A 16,673-nucleotide genomic window follows, 5' to 3' on the forward strand; every position below is an offset into this window, starting at 1 on the left:
TTTCCATGCTGATCACCCTGTGTTCTCCTGCTCGAAAAGTGAGCAGAAGCAGTTGAACACCTGGGTCAGTTTTCAGTCGGCAGAACAGCCTTTACTGGGTCAGTTTTCGGTCAGCGGCAACAGTCCTGGCCGAATTCTTTTGAGCAAATCGATAACCTGCGCAGTTCGCTCGCCGGCATATGAGTCATGCGCTTTCGGTGTCAATTCAGATTGAAGTGAAGCTGGCTCCGCCCTGACGCCTTCAGGAACAACCGCATTTTCACGCTCACGGAGACGTTCTTCTGCGCGGTTCTCGCGGATGTTCCCAGTGGCCTCTGCCTTGGTGGGCGGAGCAGGTTCCAATTTTCGTTCTGCGAGCGCATGACTGATGATCTGGTGGACCTGATCGCTAAGCTGGACACGGCTTTCCAGCTCGGCTCGCCGGCGAGTAGGCGGTTTTTGGCGATAGGCTTCGAGCAGATCAAAAATCTCGTCCGAGCGGTAATTCGCGTAACCGGCATCCGATCGTCGAAGATCACAGCGGATAAACTGCTTGGCCTCTCCCTGGATCCAGATGTGCGCCGCAGAGTTCGGATCGAACCAACACTCTATTGACCAAACGCCCCCTTTGCGAGCCTTGGCAAACCAATCTTTCTCTATGGCCATATCACACACGTAGTGCATGCCGCGAAACATCACCCCGCCCTTTTGAACGGTCGCGCGCTCGCGCGGCAAGAGATGGAGGTAAACCAGCTCGTCGGGACGTTTGTTGGATTCGATCAGGTCGTTTTCGCAGGCCCAATTCCATATCCCGTTGGGCGTAGGTTCAACGCCGTCATTCATCATCGCCTGAGTCAGTCGGTCAGGCTGTCGATGGTGCCGGTTATAGTGGAGCACGCAATTGATGAGTATCTGGGTGAACTCTTTGAGGTTCAGCGTGGCATCGAGCCGGTAATCTCGCTCGCCTCGCTCTTTGTCTCGCGCAGCTACCCCGCCAGGTAGCCATCTGATACCCGTCAAATCATTCAAAATGCCAAACCGACTTTCTACCATAGGCTTCCAATCAGGCCGATAAGGCGGAGCAGTGCCCATCTCAATTCCCAAGCCTGACGATAGCCCCTCTGCTGCCAGTGACAACATCTCTCCCCTGTCGGCGTAAATCTGGTGGGGCAGGTGGTGACAATTCCAATCATCTGAATTGATTTCAACGCCGTTCTGAGCGCAGAACTCGACTTTGGAGGTAAACGCGTTGAACAGCGCTTGCCTCGCCCCGTTCCAACTGGGACCTTCCAATCCTACATAGAGGCCAACAATCATTCCGGAGAAACTATCCACAACGATATAAACTACGGGCCGGCCAATGAGCATCCGTCTAGAGTAGCTGTTGACCAAATAAATATCGGCAATAGTTGCGTCGATTTCGAACTGATGACACGGTCCACGCAGCCAATCGCGAACGGTACCTGAAAGCGGACGGCAGTCCTTTAACCACTTCCTCAACCCTTTACGGCCACGCTCGGTTTCAATTTCGTCGAAAAAAATCTGTCCCCAATATCTGAACTGCCTCAGGCTGGGCAGCTCTAAGCTAGGCAGCAAACGAAGCTCTTCTTCACTGTTTTTAGAGATGTCTCGAACCGAGTAGAATCTTCGCAACATTTCGTCATATGCGCTCGAAATAGAAGACTTTTTATCTTTTACATAAAGGGAATACCCAACTCGGATGCATCGTTTATCAACCGCACCGAGCATCTTGGAAGGCGCAGTAAGAACGCCTTGAAACTTAGGCTTTCGCCCTGGAGGCCTACTTGGATCATATTTTCTATCGGCAACACCTACCGCCGAGTAATTATTAAGCAATGAGTTTCGAACTTGACCATAAAACCAATATCGGTAAAGAAGCCGATAGATAGTTTTTCGCTGGATTCCGAGCTCTGACGCCCGTTTGCTAACAAGCCGGCCTAACTCCCCCCGTACAAATATTTGTCCTGGATATTCAGGATCTAGCAGAGGGGCGATGACGGCCCACTTTTCGTCCCGGCCTTGCTTGGCTCTCTCATCCAACTGCTCCTCAAGCACAAGCATAAACTCGGGCGTGGTGATGGCTGCTGGTTTGGTGTGACCAGACGCTAGCGAGCGACGCAGCTCATCAAGACCAACAGCGTACGGCTGCCGGGGAGGGTCAGCTAGATCTATCACAACTGCTAAGTCATGCGTTTCATCCTGGTAAATGAGCCTGGCTATCGTAGAGATGACCGACAGATCGGTAACAGGCTCGAAAACGTCATTAACGAGAACAGTCATGACATTTTCTCCATCAACGATACTTGGGCAGGGATCTGGAAAACTTCGAAGTCAGGAACTAGACCAGTAAGGTGGAGAGGAGTGTTAACCAAATCTATTTTCAGTATCTTGTTCCAAACCAGATGGAAGAAAATTGCTTGAGCATCTATATAGGAAATGGACAGAAGGCACGCTATTTTTCTTAGACAGGTGGCCAAGGTCCACGAATATTCCCGGCTGTTTGCTAGGCAGTCGATAAAATTCGAATGCAACGGGACTTTCATTAAATCGCGATGCAGCTTCGAGTATTTTCTGATTAGTCCAAGATTTTTTATCAAATCTCGTGTAAAAAACTCATCTGTGACGATCTTCCAATCAACACCTTGGCTATGCCAAAAGCGCTTTTCAATCTCAAGTTTTTCAAGCGTACGGTTACTTCCTTTGCCAACTAGGTCGGATCGATACTTCACAGTTCTAGCTACCGACTTAAAGTTTCCGTTCAAGTCCTTAACAGTTAGCAGGAAATCTGTTGTCATTACATAGGGCAGTGTCGTTCTAGGGTATCTGGGATAACGTACATCTATTGCCGACGCTATCGCTTGCGCACGCTCTGTAGGTAGTAACGGATATTGCTCACGGATATCCACGACGTTTTCAGAAAATTCACACACAAGGAAGTACGAACGCTCGAGATCTGACAGTAGGTGATGAATCCTCTCGATCTTCACACCTTGGATCTTGTGCGAACGACCTATCGACGGGACATCTTGTACCCGCAGCCAAGGCACGTAGCTTGCCCCGGCGCCTTCGCCAAATCCATTTGCAATATGCCGTTCAATGTCTTGCTGTGATGCAAACTTACGACCTCGCAACCCACGCCTCCTCAGTCGATGCGGACCGCTTCACCTCACGCCGAGAAAAAGTCGTAGAAGGACATGACCGCCGTAGCGGCCATATTTCAAAGCGTTTTCTAGACTACACCCGCGGAGAGTTGAAGCGATGAATCCAGACCAAAGGGAAAGCCTGGAAAGGAAAAACCCCCATAGATACGGGGGTTTGGGCCTTGTGTCAATCTATGTTCATGAGTGTCAAACTTTATTGTTTTGTGTCAATCTTTATTGTTCAAAACCATAAGGTTAGATCAGCTGTGGATAACTTATTCCACAGTCACCGATTTCGCCAGATTGCGTGGCTGGTCAACGTCGGTGCCTTTCAGCACGGCGACGTAGTACGACAGCAATTGCAGGGGAATGGTGTAGAGGATCGGCGACAGGATGTCGTGGATATGCGGCATCTGCACCACATGGGTGCCTTCACCGTTGGTCATGCCGGCCTTCTCGTCAGCGAAGACGATCAGCTCGCCACCACGGGCGCGAACTTCCTGAAGGTTGGACTTCAGTTTTTCCAGCAGTTCGTTGTTCGGTGCGACCGTCACCACCGGCATATCGTTATCCACCAGCGCCAGCGGGCCGTGTTTTAGCTCGCCGGCCGGGTACGCTTCGGCGTGGATGTAGGAGATTTCCTTAAGCTTGAGCGCGCCTTCCATCGCCACCGGGAATTGCGCACCACGGCCAAGGAACAGCGTGTGGTTCTTCTCGGCGAACAGTTCGGCGATTTTCTCCACGGTGGCGTCCATCGCCAGTGCCTCTCCGAGGCGAGTCGGCAAGCGACGCAGCTCTTCGACCAGGGTCGCTTCGACGCCCGCCGCCAACGTGCCGCGAACCTGACCCAACGACAGGGTCAGCAACAACAGGCCAACCAATTGCGTGGTGAACGCTTTGGTTGATGCCACGCCGATTTCGCGACCGGCCTGGGTCAGCAAGGTCAGGTCGGATTCGCGCACCAGCGAGCTGATGCCGACGTTGCAGATCGCCAGGCTGGCAAGGAACCCCAGCTCTTTGGCATTGCGCAGCGCTGCAAGAGTGTCGGCGGTTTCACCGGATTGGGAGATGGTCACGAACAGCGTATCTGGCTGCACCACGACTTTGCGATAGCGGAATTCGCTGGCGACTTCGACCTGGCACGGGATACCGGCCAACTCTTCGAGCCAGTAACGGGCAACCATGCCGGCGTGATAACTGGTGCCACAGGCGACGATTTGCACGTTGCGGACTTTGGCGAACAACTCGGCCGCTTGCGGGCCGAACGCCTGCACCAGCACTTGGTTCTGGCTCAAGCGACCTTCCAGGGTGCGTTGCACCACGGATGGTTGTTCGTGGATTTCCTTGAGCATGTAGTGTCGGAACTCGCCTTTGTCGGCAGCTTCAGCACCATCACTGTATTGCACGGTCTGGCGCTCGACCGCTTGGCCGTTCACGTCCCAGATCTGCACGCTGTCACGACGGATCTCGGCGATATCGCCCTCTTCCAGGTACATGAAGCGGTCGGTGACCTGACGCAGGGCCAACTGATCGGAAGCGAGGAAGTTTTCCCCCAGGCCCAGGCCAATCACCAGCGGGCTGCCGCTGCGAGCCGCAACCAGACGATCCGGCTGCTGAGCACTGATGACCGACAGGCCATAAGCGCCATGCAATTCTTTGACGGTCGCTTTCAGGGCGACGGTCAGGTCGCGTAGTTCCTTGAGCTTGTGGTTCAGCAGGTGCGCGATCACTTCGGTGTCGGTGTCCGAAGTGAACACGTAACCCAAGCCTGTAAGTTGCGCGCGCAGGGCTTCGTGGTTTTCGATAATGCCGTTGTGCACAACCGCCAGATCACCGGAAAAATGCGGGTGGGCATTACGCTCGCAAGGCGCACCGTGTGTGGCCCAACGGGTATGGGCAATCCCCAGGCGGCCAACCAGCGGACTCTCGGCCAACGCCTGTTCCAGTTCGCTGACCTTGCCCGGACGACGCAGGCGCTCGAGCTTCTCGTCATTGGTGTAAACCGCCACGCCGGCGCTGTCATACCCACGGTATTCCAGACGCTTCAGGCCCTCGACCAGGATGGCGGTGATGTTACGTTCTGCGACTGCACCAACAATTCCACACATGCTATTTCTCCTGACTGACAGCCGCGCAAATCAAAGTGATACCGCGGGCCTGAATCTGATTGCGTGCCTCAAGTGGCAGGCGATCATCGGTAATAAGGGTATGGACGCTGCTCCAGGGCAGTTCCAGGTTGGGAATCTTGCGGCCGATTTTGTCGGCCTCCACCATCACGACCACCTCGCGGGCGACTTCAGCCATGACCCGGCTCAGCCCAAGCAATTCGTTGAAGGTGGTGGTACCGCGAACCAGATCGATGCCATCGGCACCGATGAACAATTGATCAAAGTCGTAAGAGCGTAGTACCTGCTCCGCAACCTGCCCCTGAAAGGACTCGGAATGCGGATCCCAGGTGCCGCCCGTCATTAACAACACCGGCTCGTGTTCAAGTTCACTGAGGGCGCTGGCGACATGCAGGGAGTTGGTCATGACGACAAGGCCCGGTTGTTGGCCGAGTTCCGGAATCATCGCCGCCGTCGTGCTGCCGCTGTCGATGATGATGCGCGCATGTTCGCGGATTCGCGTCACCGCGGCGCGGGCAATCGCCTGTTTGTACTTGGAAACCGGCTGACCGATGTCGGCCACCAGTTCTTGGGGCATGGTGATCGCGCCGCCATAACGACGCAGCAACAGCCCATTGCTTTCGAGCGCGGCCAGATCCTTGCGAATCGTAACTTCAGAGGTTTCGAAGCGCTTGGCCAACTCGTCCACACTGACTTCGCCCTGTTCATTGAGCAAGACAAGAATGTTATGACGACGCTGAGGTGTATTGCGCTTTGACATGGGCTGGTAAGTTTCGATTCGAAAGATAACGGAAGCAATCAAAACCTATCGGTGAAACTTCGTCAAGCGTGGTGCGATAAAAAGCTCTGTGGATAACCCACAAAAAAGATCGCAGCCTAAGGCAACTCGTGCATGGAGATTTAATCCACCGTGCTGGAGCTGCCGAAAGCTGCGATCTTTTGGTTTTAAAGCGCTGTGGATAACTCAGCTCTTCTTGATCTTTTCCGGTCGCTTCCAGCCGTCGATGTTTTTCTGACGAGCACGCCCTACCGCCAACTGCGATTTATCCACAGTCGAGGTAATTGTTGATCCCGCCGCTGTGGTCGCACCATCGAGGATATCCACAGGTGCTACCAACGAGTTGTTGGAACCGATGAACACATCTTCGCCCAATACGGTTTTCCACTTGTTGGCGCCGTCGTAGTTGCAGGTGATGGTGCCGGCACCGATGTTGGTACGCGCACCGATCTCGGCATCGCCCAGATAAGTCAGGTGCCCGGCCTTGGCGCCTTCACCCATGCGTGCGTTTTTCAGTTCGACGAAGTTACCCACATGGGCCCGTGCTTCCAGCACGGTGCCCGGGCGCAAACGCGCGAAGGGACCGGCGTCGCTGCCTTCACCGAGAATCGCACCTTCGATATGGCTGTTGGCCTTGATCACCACACCTTTGCGCAGGGTGCTGTCCTTGATGACGCAGTTCGGGCCGATCTCCACGTCGTCTTCGATGACCACTTTGCCTTCGAGGATTACGTTGATGTCGATCAGCACATCCCGACCCACGGTCACTTCGCCGCGAACATCGAAGCGCGCGGGGTCGCGCAAGGTCACGCCTTGGGCCATCAAACGACGACCGGCACGCAGTTGGTAGTGACGCTCAAGCTCTGAAAGCTGCTTGCGGTCATTGGCACCCTGCACTTCCATCGCGTCGTGAGGTTGCTCGGTGGCCACGACCAGACCGTCCTTGACCGCCATTTCGATCACGTCCGTCAGGTAATACTCGCCCTGTACGTTGTTGTTCGACAGACGCCCCGTCCAGTCGGCCAGGCGTTCCGCTGGAACCGCGAGGATGCCGGTGTTGCCTTCGTTGATGGCGCGTTGAGCTTCAGTGGCGTCCTTGTGTTCGACAATGGCAGCGACCTTGCCATCAGTGCCACGAACGATTCGGCCGTATCCGGTCGCGTCGTCCAGTTCGACGGTGAGCAGACCCATTTGTCCTGGCACCACAAGCTTGAGCAAGCGCTGCAGGGTTTCGACTTCAATCAACGGCACATCACCGTAAAGAACCAGCACGGTGTCCGCTTCGATGAACGGCACAGCCTGGGCCACGGCGTGGCCGGTCCCCAGTTGTTTGTCCTGAAGGACGAAATTCAGATCGTCAGCGGCCAAGCGTTCACGCACTGCATCGGCTCCATGGCCGATCACCACGTGGATGCGCTGTGGATCAAGTTGTCGGGCGCTGTGGATAACATGGCCGAGCATCGAGTTGCCGGCAATCGGGTGCAAGACTTTCGGCAAGGCCGAACGCATGCGCGTGCCCTGGCCAGCAGCGAGAATAACGATTTCAAGTGACATGACTGGCTACCAATCCTGGGTGGTCAGCGACTGCGACCATCGTGGTGAACATCGGAAAAGAAAAAAGGGTAGCCGAGGCTACCCTTTTTAATCAATCACACAACAAGCGCAACCTTAGTGGCCGAACTTCTTGCGGATCTGCTGGACGGTGCGCAGCTGAGCTGCAGCCTCGGCCAGACGTGCGGAAGCAGAACCGTAATCGAATTCTGCGCCACGTTCATGCAAGGCCTTCTCGGCTGCCTTAACGGCTTCCTGAGCGGAGGCTTCATCCAGGTCGGCAGCACGTTGCACGGTGTCGGCAAGAACCTTGACCATGTTCGGCTGAACCTCGAGGAAACCACCGGAGATGTAATACACCTCCTCTTCCCCGCCCTGCTTGACCAGGCGGATCGGACCTGGCTTCAGATTAGTGATCAGCGGCGCGTGACCCAGAGCGATACCAAGATCACCCAGTGCACCGTGCGCAATCACCATCTCGACCAGACCGGAAAAGATTTCTCCTTCCGCGCTGACGATATCGCAATGGACTGTCATAGCCATCTGATTGCCTCAACCTAAATTAGCGCCCGTTGCCGGGCGCCGGGATTACAGTTTCTTGGCTTTCTCGATCGCTTCTTCGATGCCGCCAACCATGTAGAACGCTTGTTCTGGCAGGTGGTCGTAGTCACCGTTGAGGATGCCTTTGAAGCCAGCAATGGTGTCTTTCAGGGAAACGTATTTACCCGATGCACCGGTGAAGACTTCAGCCACGAAGAACGGCTGCGACAAGAAACGCTGGATCTTACGAGCACGGTTTACCAACTGCTTGTCGGCTTCCGACAGCTCGTCCATACCCAGGATCGCAATGATGTCCTTCAGTTCTTTGTAACGCTGCAGAACGTACTGAACGCCGCGAGCGGTGTCGTAGTGGTCCTGGCCGATTACGTTCGGGTCCAGCTGGCGCGAAGTCGAGTCGAGTGGATCGACCGCTGGGTAGATACCCAGGGAAGCGATGTCACGGGACAGAACGACGGTAGCGTCCAAGTGGGCGAAGGTGGTCGCTGGCGACGGGTCGGTCAAGTCGTCCGCAGGTACGTATACCGCCTGGATCGAAGTGATCGAACCTTCCTTGGTCGAAGTGATACGTTCTTGCAGAACGCCCATCTCTTCAGCCAGGGTCGGCTGGTAACCTACTGCGGAAGGCATACGGCCCAGCAGTGCGGATACTTCAGTACCGGCCAGGGTGTAACGATAGATGTTGTCGACGAACAGCAGAACGTCGTTACCTTCGTCACGGAACTTCTCGGCCATGGTCAGGCCGGTCAGAGCTACGCGCAGACGGTTACCCGGCGGCTCGTTCATCTGACCGTAAACCAGTGCCACTTTGTCCAGAACGTTGGAATCCTTCATCTCGTGGTAGAAGTCGTTACCCTCACGAGTACGCTCACCCACACCGGCGAACACGGAATAACCGCTGTGCTCGATGGCGATGTTACGGATCAGTTCCATCATGTTTACGGTTTTGCCTACACCGGCACCACCGAACAGACCGACTTTACCGCCTTTGGCGAACGGGCAAACCAGGTCGATAACCTTGATGCCGGTTTCCAGCAGGTCGTTGCCGCCTGCCTGTTCAGCGAACGAAGGCGCTGGACGGTGAATGCCCCAACGCTCTTCAGTGGCGATAGGGCCAGCTTCGTCGATCGGGTTGCCCAGAACGTCCATGATCCGGCCCAGGGTTGCTTTACCAACCGGTACGGAGATGGCTGCGCCAGAGTCGGTAACTTCCAGACCGCGCTTCAAGCCTTCGGTGGAGCCCATCGCAATGGTACGAACCACGCCGTCGCCCAGCTGCTGCTGAACTTCCAGGGTGGTTTCAGCCGCGCTCACTACTTTCAGCGCGTTGTAGATGCTCGGTACGCTGTCGCGTGGAAATTCCACGTCGATAACGGCGCCGATGATTTGAACGATACGTCCGCTACTCATAGCTGGATCCTCTGAATATTTGAACCGTTAAACCGCGGCAGCGCCGCCGACGATTTCCGAGATCTCTTGGGTGATCGCAGCCTGACGCGCCTTGTTGTAGACCAGCTGCAAATCGCTGATCAAATCACCGGCGTTGTCGGTAGCGTTCTTCATCGCGATCATCCGCGCAGCTTGTTCAGCCGCGTTGTTCTCGACCACCGCCTGGTAGACCTGCGACTCAACGTAGCGGACCATCAAGCCGTCAAGCAGCTCTTTGGCATCCGGTTCGTAGAGATAGTCCCAGTGGTGCTTGAGTTCTTGATCCGGGGTTGCCACCAGTGGAATCAACTGCTCCACGGTAGGCTGTTGCGTCATGGTGTTGATGAACTTGTTGGACACCACGGACAGGCGGTCAATACGGCCGTCCAGGTAGGCATCCAGCATCACCTTGACGCTGCCGATCAGATCATTGATCGACGGCTCTTCACCCAGGTGGCTGATAGCTGCAACGACGTTACCGCCGAAGTTGCGGAAAAAGGCCGCACCCTTGCTACCAACGACACACAGATCGATCTCGACGCCGTTTTCGCGGTTTACCGCCATGTCCTTGACCAGGGCCTTGAACAGGTTGGTGTTCAAGCCGCCGCACAGACCACGGTCACTGCTCACTACGACATAACCAACACGCTTGATTTCGCGGTCGATCATGAACGGGTGGCGGTATTCCGGGTTGGCGTTGGCCAGATGCCCAATTACCTGGCGGATACGCTCCGCATAAGGACGGCTAGCAGCCATGCGCATTTGTGCCTTGCGCATTTTGCTGACCGCCACTTTTTCCATGGCGCTGGTAATCTTTTGCGTGCTTTTGATGCTCGCAATCTTACTGCGAATCTCTTTTGCGCCTGCCATGTAACACCTATCAGGTTAGCAAGCGGGAGCCTTGCGGCTCCCGCTGCGGCTTACCAGGTTTGGGTGGCCTTGAACTTCTCGATACCGGCTTTCATGCCAGCGTCGATTTCGTCATTGAAGTCACCTTTCACGTTGATCTTCGCCATCAAATCGGCGTGATCGCGGTTGAAGAAAGCAATCAGCGCTTGCTCGAAGCTGCCGATTTTGGCGATTTCAACGTCAGTCAGGAACCCACGCTCAGCGGCATACAGCGACAGCGCCATGTCAGCGATCGACATTGGTGCGTATTGCTTCTGCTTCATCAGCTCGGTAACGCGCTGACCATGCTCAAGTTGCTTACGGGTCGCTTCGTCCAGGTCAGAAGCGAACTGGGCGAATGCCGCCAGTTCACGGTACTGAGCCAGAGCGGTACGGATACCACCGGAGAGCTTCTTGATGATCTTGGTCTGAGCGGCACCACCCACACGGGATACCGAAACACCGGCGTTCACTGCAGGACGGATGCCCGAGTTGAACATGGCCGATTCCAGGAAGATCTGACCGTCGGTGATGGAAATCACGTTGGTCGGAACGAACGCGGAAACGTCGCCAGCCTGGGTTTCGATGATCGGCAGTGCGGTCAGGGAACCGGTTTTGCCGGTCACTGCGCCGTTGGTGAACTTCTCTACGTATTCTTCCGAAACGCGGGATGCGCGCTCCAGCAGACGGGAGTGGAGATAGAACACGTCGCCTGGGTAGGCTTCACGGCCTGGTGGACGGCGCAGCAGCAGGGAAATCTGGCGGTAAGCCACTGCTTGCTTGGACAGATCGTCATAAACGATCAGCGCGTCTTCACCGCGGTCGCGGAAGAATTCACCCATGGTGCAACCGGAGTACGGTGCCAGGAATTGCAGCGCAGGAGATTCCGAAGCACTGGCAGCCACGATGATCGTGTTGGCCAGGGCGCCGTTTTCTTCCAGCTTGCGAACCACGTTGGCGATGGTCGATTGCTTCTGACCGATCGCTACGTAGACGCAGAAAATGCCGCTGTTCTTCTGGTTGATGATCGCGTCGATCGCCAGAGCGGTTTTACCGATCTGACGGTCACCGATGATCAGCTCACGCTGGCCACGGCCGACAGGGATCATGGCATCGACAGCCTTGTAGCCAGTCTGTACAGGCTGGTCTACCGACTTACGCCAGATCACGCCTGGAGCAACTTTCTCGACCGCGTCGGTCTCGGTGTTGCCCAGTGGACCTTTACCGTCAACAGGATTACCCAGTGCGTCGACAACGCGACCCAGCAGTTCCTTACCAACCGGAACTTCCAGGATGCGGCCAGTGCACTTGGCGCTCATGCCTTCAGCCAGAGACTGGTATGCGCCCAATACAACGGCACCTACGGAGTCTTGCTCCAGGTTGAGTGCCATACCGAAGACGCCGCCCGGAAACTCGATCATCTCGCCGTACATTACGTCGGCCAGACCGTGAATCCGCACGATACCGTCAGATACGCTGACGACAGTGCCTTCGTTACGGGCTTGGGAGGTCACATCGAGCTTGTCGATGCGGCCCTTGATAATTTCACTTATTTCGGAAGGATTGAGTTGCTGCATTGCTCTGCTGCCCCTTCAAACTCAAGATTTCAATGCTTCGGCAAGTTTCGCGATTTTGCCGCGAATCGAGCCATCGATAACCAGGTCGCCGGCGCGGATGACAACGCCCCCAATAAGGGATTTGTCTTCCTCGACTTGCAGGCGCACTTCCCGGTTGAGTCGTGCACTGAGAACCTTGGCGAGTTTGTCTTGCTGTTCTTGGTTCAATGCAAAAGCACTGGTCACTTCTACGTCTACCGATTTCTCTTGTTCGGCCTTGTACAGGTCAAACAGAGCGGCGATCTCCGGCAACAGCAGGAGACGTTCGTTTTCGGCAACGACGTTGATGAAGTTCTGTGCCTTGGCATCAAACTTGTCGCCGCACACGTCAATGAACGTGGCGGCCTTTTCTGCGCTCGTCAGTCGCGGGGCCTTGAGCACGCGCTGCATGGTGTCGTCTTGCGACACCGCTGCTGCCAGGCCGAGCATGGCTGACCAATTGGCCAGTTGCTGGTGGGCCTGAGCGTGCTCGAAGGCCGCCTTAGCGTAAGGTCGGGCCAACGTGGTCAGTTCTGCCATGATCGCCCTCGCTTAGATTTCAGCAGCCAGTTGGTTAACCAGCTCTGCGTGCGCGTTTTGATCGATTGTGGCACCCAGGATCTTCGCAGCACCGCCAACGGCCAGGCTACCCACTTGGGCGCGCAGCGCGTCTTTGACGCTGTTCAGTTCCTGTTCGATCTCGGCCTGAGCCTGAGCCTTCACACGGTCAGCTTCGACGCGAGCCTGTTCACGGGCTTCGTCGACAATCTGGGTACCGCGTTTCTTGGCTTGCTCGATGATTTCAGCTGCCTGAGCTTTCGCTTCGCGCAGTTGCTGACCCGCTTTCTCTTGGGCCAACTCCAGGTCGCGAGCTGCTCGGCTGGCAGCGTCCAGACCATCAGCGATCTTCTTTTGACGTTCATGCAGAGCCGTGATGACCGGAGGCCATACGAACTTCATGCAGAACAATACAAAAATCAGGAACGCAACGGACTGGCCAATCAGGGTCGCATTAATGTTCACGCCAACACCTCGCAGTTACGTTGTCCATCACACCAAATTACCCGGAAGATCCGAGTAATTAGCCAGCGATCTGACCAACGAACGGGTTCGCAAAGGTGAAGAACAGCGCGATACCAACACCGATCATGGTTACGGCGTCGAGCAGACCGGCAACGATGAACATTTTAACTTGCAGCATTGGAACCATTTCTGGCTGACGCGCTGCGCCTTCCAGGAACTTGCCGCCCAGCAGGCCGAAACCAATTGCGGTACCCAGTGCGCCCAGGCCGATCAACAGTGCAACAGCGATAGCGGTTAGACCAACTACAGTTTCCATCTTTCCTCCCGACTTTTACGTCGTATGGTTTAGGTTTTTTAGATTAAAGCGGTAAAACAAATCGTTTCAGATGCCCCGTGAGGAGCCCCTTCCCGTTTTACCGGGAAGGACATCAGACTAGTCGAGACTGGTCTTAATGGTTTTCTTCGTGTGCCATCGACAGGTAGACGATGGTCAGCATCATGAAGATGAACGCCTGCAGGGTGATGATCAGGATGTGGAACACAGCCCACGCCCACTGCAGAACAACGCCCAGGCCACTAAGCCAGAGCAGACCGCTGCCGAACATCACAGCAATCAGAATGAACACCAGCTCGCCGGCATACATGTTGCCGAACAGACGCAGAGCCAGGGAGATCGGCTTGGCGATCAGGGTCACGAACTCCAGCAGGAAGTTCACCGGGATCAGCAATGCCTGAACAAAGATGTTCTTGCTGCCGAACGGGTGCAGGGTCAGTTCGCCGATGAAGCCGCCGATGCCCTTGACCTTGATGCTGTAGAAAATGATCAGTGCGAAAACCGACAGCGCCATGCCCAGAGTCGCGTTCGGGTCGGTAGTCGACACGGCGCGGAACGGGATGTGTGCATCGCCAGAGATCAGGATGGCCAGCTGAGGAATCCAGTCGACCGGTATCAGGTCGACGGCGTTCATCAGGAACACCCAGACGAAGATGGTCAGTGCCAGCGGTGCGATCACCGGGCTACGGCCATGGAAGCTGTCTTTCACGCTGCCATCGACGAATTCGACCAAAACTTCAACGAAGTTCTGCAAAGCACCTGGTTGACCGGAAGTCGCCTTCTTTGCCGCCATGCGGAAAAGGAGAACGAAGAACAGACCCAATGCGACCGACCAGCCGAGAGTATCGACGTGGAAAGCCCAGAAGCCCATTTCTTTGGCTTCTGCTGCGGTGTGGGCAAAGCCCCAGCCGCCGGTAGGGTGCTGACCGAAGGTCAGGTTCTGCAAGTGGTGCTGGATATAGCCCGAAGCGGTTGTTTCTGCCATGGTTGCCTCAAACGCCCTAAGGTCTCGAAAGTCTTGTTCTCATCAGCAGGGGAGCGAACCAGCTGACCGACTGAGTCAGCACGAAGACACCGAATACTGCAATCGGCGCCAGTGGCTTCACACCTGCAAACACCAGTGCAAACAGCACTGCCGTCAAAATCAGTTTCCCCGCCTCGCCGGCATAAAACGACCGGACGATGGACTGGGCTGCTCGGGCGCCGGAAAACCGAAATGCCCTGTGAGCGAAATAAACATTGGGCAGCAAGGCTATCAGGCCTCCGCAAAGTCCCGAGTATCCGGCAACGACTCCGTGCCATTGCCAGAGCGCCAGAGCGGCAATGAGCAAGACGACGAATTGAGCCATTAACACCGGAAAAACCGCCAGGCGATGGAAAGGCAAGCGGTTTGGCGTGCGGGTTTCCATCACTATTGCTCTCCAATGGTCGGCTGCCGAAATTCAATAACTTGGCATAATTTGTGCCGACAAAATGCGCGCAGAGTATAGGGGCGGTTCTGCCCCTATTCAACTGTCAGGTAGTGATTTCCGACTGCGCGCTACATGAGGAAATGTTTCAGCGTATATGTGCAAGTACGCCTTGAAGCTCATCCAGTGAGTTATAACCGATCACCAACTGTCCCTTTCCCTTCTTCCCGTGGCGAATCTGCACCGCAGAGCCTAGGCGCTCGGCCAGGCGCTGTTCCAGGCGAGCGATATCCGGGTCCGGTTTAGCCGGTTCCACAGGCTCCGGTTTACCACTCAACCACTGGCGAACCAGTGCTTCAGTTTGGCGCACAGTCAGCCCGCGTGCGACAACATGTCGCGCCCCTTCGACCTGTTGATTATCCGGCAGACCGAGCAATGCACGGGCATGGCCCATTTCCAGGTCGCCGTGGGACAACATGGTCTTGATGACTTCCGGTAGCGAGATCAGGCGCAACAGGTTGGCCACGGTCACCCGCGACTTGCCCACAGCTTCGGCCACTTGTTGCTGGGTCAGCTGGAATTCCTGCTGCAAACGCTGCAAGGCGACCGCTTCTTCGATCGGATTGAGGTCTTCGCGCTGAATGTTCTCGATCAGTGCAATGGCAATGGCGGTTTCATCCGGCACATCGCGGACCATGGCCGGAATGGTTTCCTGGCCGGCTTGCTGACTGGCGCGCCAGCGGCGTTCACCGGCAATGATTTCAAAGCGGCCACCGCCAATCGGACGAACCACGATCGGTTGCATCACGCCCTGGGCCTTGATCGACAGCGCCAGCTCTTCGAGGGCCTGAGGATCCATATCGCGACGCGGCTGGTATTTGCCGCGCTGGAGCAGGTCCAGCGGCAAGTGTTGCAGCTCACGGTGATCGGCTTGCGCCGCTTGTTCTTCCAGCGAGCTGACGGTCGGACCACTCAGCAGTGCATCCAGTCCACGTCCGAGACCTCGTTTCTTGACGGCCATGGGGATTCCTTAAGTTGCCTGAGCAGCGGCAATGCGTGAGTTTTTGCGCTGACGACGAACCATTTCGCCCGCCAGAGCCAGATAGGCAACGGCGCCGCGCGATGCTTTGTCGTAAGCCAGCGCCGGCATGCCGTAGCTTGGCGCTTCGGCCAGACGGATGTTGCGTGGGATAACCGTATCGTAGAGTTGATCGCCGAAGTGTTCTTTCAGCTGCGCCGAGACATCGTTCATCAGGCTCAGGCGCGGGTCGTACATAGTCCGCAACAGGCCTTCGATCTTGAGGTTCGGGTTGAGCAATTCAGCGATGCGCTTGATGTTATCCACAAGGTCACTCAGACCTTCGAGTGCAAAATACTCGCACTGCATGGGGATAATTACGCCATCGGCGGCCACCAGTGCGTTCAATGTCAGCATCGACAGCGACGGCGGGCAGTCGATCAAAATGTAATCGTAGTTTTCACGGATCGGCGCCAGCGCACTGCGCAGGCGGCTTTCCTTCATCTGCATTTCCAGCAGAACCACTTCCGCGGCCGTCAGGTCACGGTTGGCCGGCAACAACTGGTAACCACCATGCTCGGAGTAGTGCATGGCCTGGGCCAGGTCGCATTCACCGATCAACAGGTCGTAGACCGAGTTTTCCAGGCCGTGTTTATCCACACCGCTACCCATGGTGGCGTTGCCCTGTGGATCGAGATCGATCAACAACACCCGGCGCTTGGTGGCGACGAGGGATGCTGCGAGGTTGATGCAGGTAGTGGTCTTGCCCACACCACCTTTCTGGTTCGCTATCGCGAATACCTTAGCCATTCTTGCTTGTGTTCC

The 16,673-nt window shown here is 55.9% G+C and carries 16 protein-coding genes; all 16 read right to left on the reverse strand.

Translation table 11 applies throughout. The features are described 5' to 3' along the window. Positions 1–99 precede the first annotated feature (99 nt). A complete protein-coding gene (locus tag M5G20_RS27390) occupies positions 100–2,280 on the reverse strand; it encodes a Mu transposase C-terminal domain-containing protein (RefSeq protein WP_273921773.1) in 2,181 nt (726 codons plus the stop codon). Beyond that, positions 2,277–3,131: a TnsA endonuclease N-terminal domain-containing protein gene (locus M5G20_RS27395; RefSeq protein ID WP_019821338.1), complete on the reverse strand. Its 855-nt coding sequence runs from the start codon at positions 3,129–3,131 to the stop codon at positions 2,277–2,279. Before M5G20_RS27395 ends, M5G20_RS27390 begins: the two co-directional genes overlap by 4 nt. A gap of 284 nt (positions 3,132–3,415) precedes the next feature. Next, positions 3,416–5,248, reverse strand: coding sequence for a glutamine--fructose-6-phosphate transaminase (isomerizing) (gene glmS / locus M5G20_RS27400; RefSeq protein ID WP_273921774.1), 1,833 nt, complete (start codon positions 5,246–5,248; stop codon positions 3,416–3,418). Between the two features lies 1 nt (position 5,249). Continuing rightward, the gene (locus M5G20_RS27405) at positions 5,250–6,026 is read right to left on the reverse strand and encodes a DeoR/GlpR family DNA-binding transcription regulator (RefSeq protein ID WP_273921775.1); all 777 of its coding nucleotides are present in this window, start codon (positions 6,024–6,026) and stop codon (positions 5,250–5,252) included. Between the two features lie 204 nt (positions 6,027–6,230). Further along, on the reverse strand, positions 6,231–7,598 hold the full coding sequence (glmU, locus tag M5G20_RS27410) for a bifunctional UDP-N-acetylglucosamine diphosphorylase/glucosamine-1-phosphate N-acetyltransferase GlmU (RefSeq protein ID WP_273921776.1): 1,368 nt from the start codon (positions 7,596–7,598) through the stop codon (positions 6,231–6,233). 114 nt (positions 7,599–7,712) lie between these two features. Continuing rightward, positions 7,713–8,138 (reverse strand): F0F1 ATP synthase subunit epsilon, encoded by a 426-nt coding sequence (locus M5G20_RS27415; RefSeq protein WP_075946957.1) that lies wholly within the window; start codon positions 8,136–8,138, stop codon positions 7,713–7,715. 45 nt (positions 8,139–8,183) lie between these two features. Beyond that, a complete protein-coding gene (atpD, locus tag M5G20_RS27420) occupies positions 8,184–9,563 on the reverse strand; it encodes a F0F1 ATP synthase subunit beta (protein ID WP_075946956.1) in 1,380 nt (459 codons plus the stop codon). 27 nt (positions 9,564–9,590) lie between these two features. Then, positions 9,591–10,451 carry a F0F1 ATP synthase subunit gamma gene (atpG, locus tag M5G20_RS27425; protein ID WP_095052279.1) on the reverse strand — a complete coding sequence of 287 codons (861 nt, stop codon included), beginning with the start codon at positions 10,449–10,451 and terminating at the stop codon, positions 9,591–9,593. 50 nt (positions 10,452–10,501) lie between these two features. Continuing rightward, positions 10,502–12,046 (reverse strand): F0F1 ATP synthase subunit alpha, encoded by a 1,545-nt coding sequence (gene atpA / locus M5G20_RS27430; protein WP_030132553.1) that lies wholly within the window; start codon positions 12,044–12,046, stop codon positions 10,502–10,504. Positions 12,047–12,067: 21 nt separating this feature from the next. Then, positions 12,068–12,604, reverse strand: a complete 537-nt coding sequence (locus M5G20_RS27435; RefSeq protein ID WP_060540275.1) for a F0F1 ATP synthase subunit delta — start codon at positions 12,602–12,604, stop codon at positions 12,068–12,070. A gap of 12 nt (positions 12,605–12,616) precedes the next feature. Next, positions 12,617–13,087: a F0F1 ATP synthase subunit B gene (locus M5G20_RS27440; RefSeq protein ID WP_047535495.1), complete on the reverse strand. Its 471-nt coding sequence runs from the start codon at positions 13,085–13,087 to the stop codon at positions 12,617–12,619. Between the two features lie 58 nt (positions 13,088–13,145). Next, a complete protein-coding gene (gene atpE, locus M5G20_RS27445; RefSeq protein ID WP_003097235.1) occupies positions 13,146–13,403 on the reverse strand; it encodes a F0F1 ATP synthase subunit C in 258 nt (85 codons plus the stop codon). Between the two features lie 133 nt (positions 13,404–13,536). Then, a complete protein-coding gene (gene atpB / locus M5G20_RS27450) occupies positions 13,537–14,406 on the reverse strand; it encodes a F0F1 ATP synthase subunit A (RefSeq protein ID WP_150735903.1) in 870 nt (289 codons plus the stop codon). A gap of 16 nt (positions 14,407–14,422) precedes the next feature. After that, positions 14,423–14,830, reverse strand: coding sequence for a F0F1 ATP synthase subunit I (locus M5G20_RS27455; protein WP_008064605.1), 408 nt, complete (start codon positions 14,828–14,830; stop codon positions 14,423–14,425). 148 nt (positions 14,831–14,978) lie between these two features. Then, a complete protein-coding gene (locus M5G20_RS27460; protein WP_075946952.1) occupies positions 14,979–15,851 on the reverse strand; it encodes a ParB/RepB/Spo0J family partition protein in 873 nt (290 codons plus the stop codon). A 9-nt stretch (positions 15,852–15,860) separates the two neighbouring features. Then, positions 15,861–16,658 carry a ParA family protein gene (locus M5G20_RS27465; RefSeq protein WP_075946951.1) on the reverse strand — a complete coding sequence of 266 codons (798 nt, stop codon included), beginning with the start codon at positions 16,656–16,658 and terminating at the stop codon, positions 15,861–15,863. Between the last annotated feature and the right edge of the window lie 15 nt (positions 16,659–16,673).

Origin of the sequence: Pseudomonas sp. TNT2022 ID1044 (assembly GCF_028656895.1) — a bacterium.
Classification (GTDB): domain Bacteria; phylum Pseudomonadota; class Gammaproteobacteria; order Pseudomonadales; family Pseudomonadaceae; genus Aquipseudomonas; species Aquipseudomonas reinekei.

Coding starts and splice junctions, on each gene's coding strand:
- M5G20_RS27390 (WP_273921773.1), bottom strand. CDS start 2,280: ATGACTGTTCTCGTTAATGACGTTTTCGAGCCTGTTACCGATCTGTCG.
- glmS (WP_273921774.1), bottom strand. CDS start 5,248: ATGTGTGGAATTGTTGGTGCAGTCGCAGAACGTAACATCACCGCCATC.
- M5G20_RS27405 (WP_273921775.1), bottom strand. CDS start 6,026: ATGTCAAAGCGCAATACACCTCAGCGTCGTCATAACATTCTTGTCTTG.
- glmU (WP_273921776.1), bottom strand. CDS start 7,598: ATGTCACTTGAAATCGTTATTCTCGCTGCTGGCCAGGGCACGCGCATG.
- M5G20_RS27415 (WP_075946957.1), bottom strand. CDS start 8,138: ATGGCTATGACAGTCCATTGCGATATCGTCAGCGCGGAAGGAGAAATC.
- atpD (WP_075946956.1), bottom strand. CDS start 9,563: ATGAGTAGCGGACGTATCGTTCAAATCATCGGCGCCGTTATCGACGTG.
- atpG (WP_095052279.1), bottom strand. CDS start 10,451: ATGGCAGGCGCAAAAGAGATTCGCAGTAAGATTGCGAGCATCAAAAGC.
- atpA (WP_030132553.1), bottom strand. CDS start 12,046: ATGCAGCAACTCAATCCTTCCGAAATAAGTGAAATTATCAAGGGCCGC.
- M5G20_RS27435 (WP_060540275.1), bottom strand. CDS start 12,604: ATGGCAGAACTGACCACGTTGGCCCGACCTTACGCTAAGGCGGCCTTC.
- atpE (WP_003097235.1), bottom strand. CDS start 13,403: ATGGAAACTGTAGTTGGTCTAACCGCTATCGCTGTTGCACTGTTGATC.
- atpB (WP_150735903.1), bottom strand. CDS start 14,406: ATGGCAGAAACAACCGCTTCGGGCTATATCCAGCACCACTTGCAGAAC.
- M5G20_RS27455 (WP_008064605.1), bottom strand. CDS start 14,830: ATGGAAACCCGCACGCCAAACCGCTTGCCTTTCCATCGCCTGGCGGTT.
- M5G20_RS27460 (WP_075946952.1), bottom strand. CDS start 15,851: ATGGCCGTCAAGAAACGAGGTCTCGGACGTGGACTGGATGCACTGCTG.
- M5G20_RS27465 (WP_075946951.1), bottom strand. CDS start 16,658: ATGGCTAAGGTATTCGCGATAGCGAACCAGAAAGGTGGTGTGGGCAAG.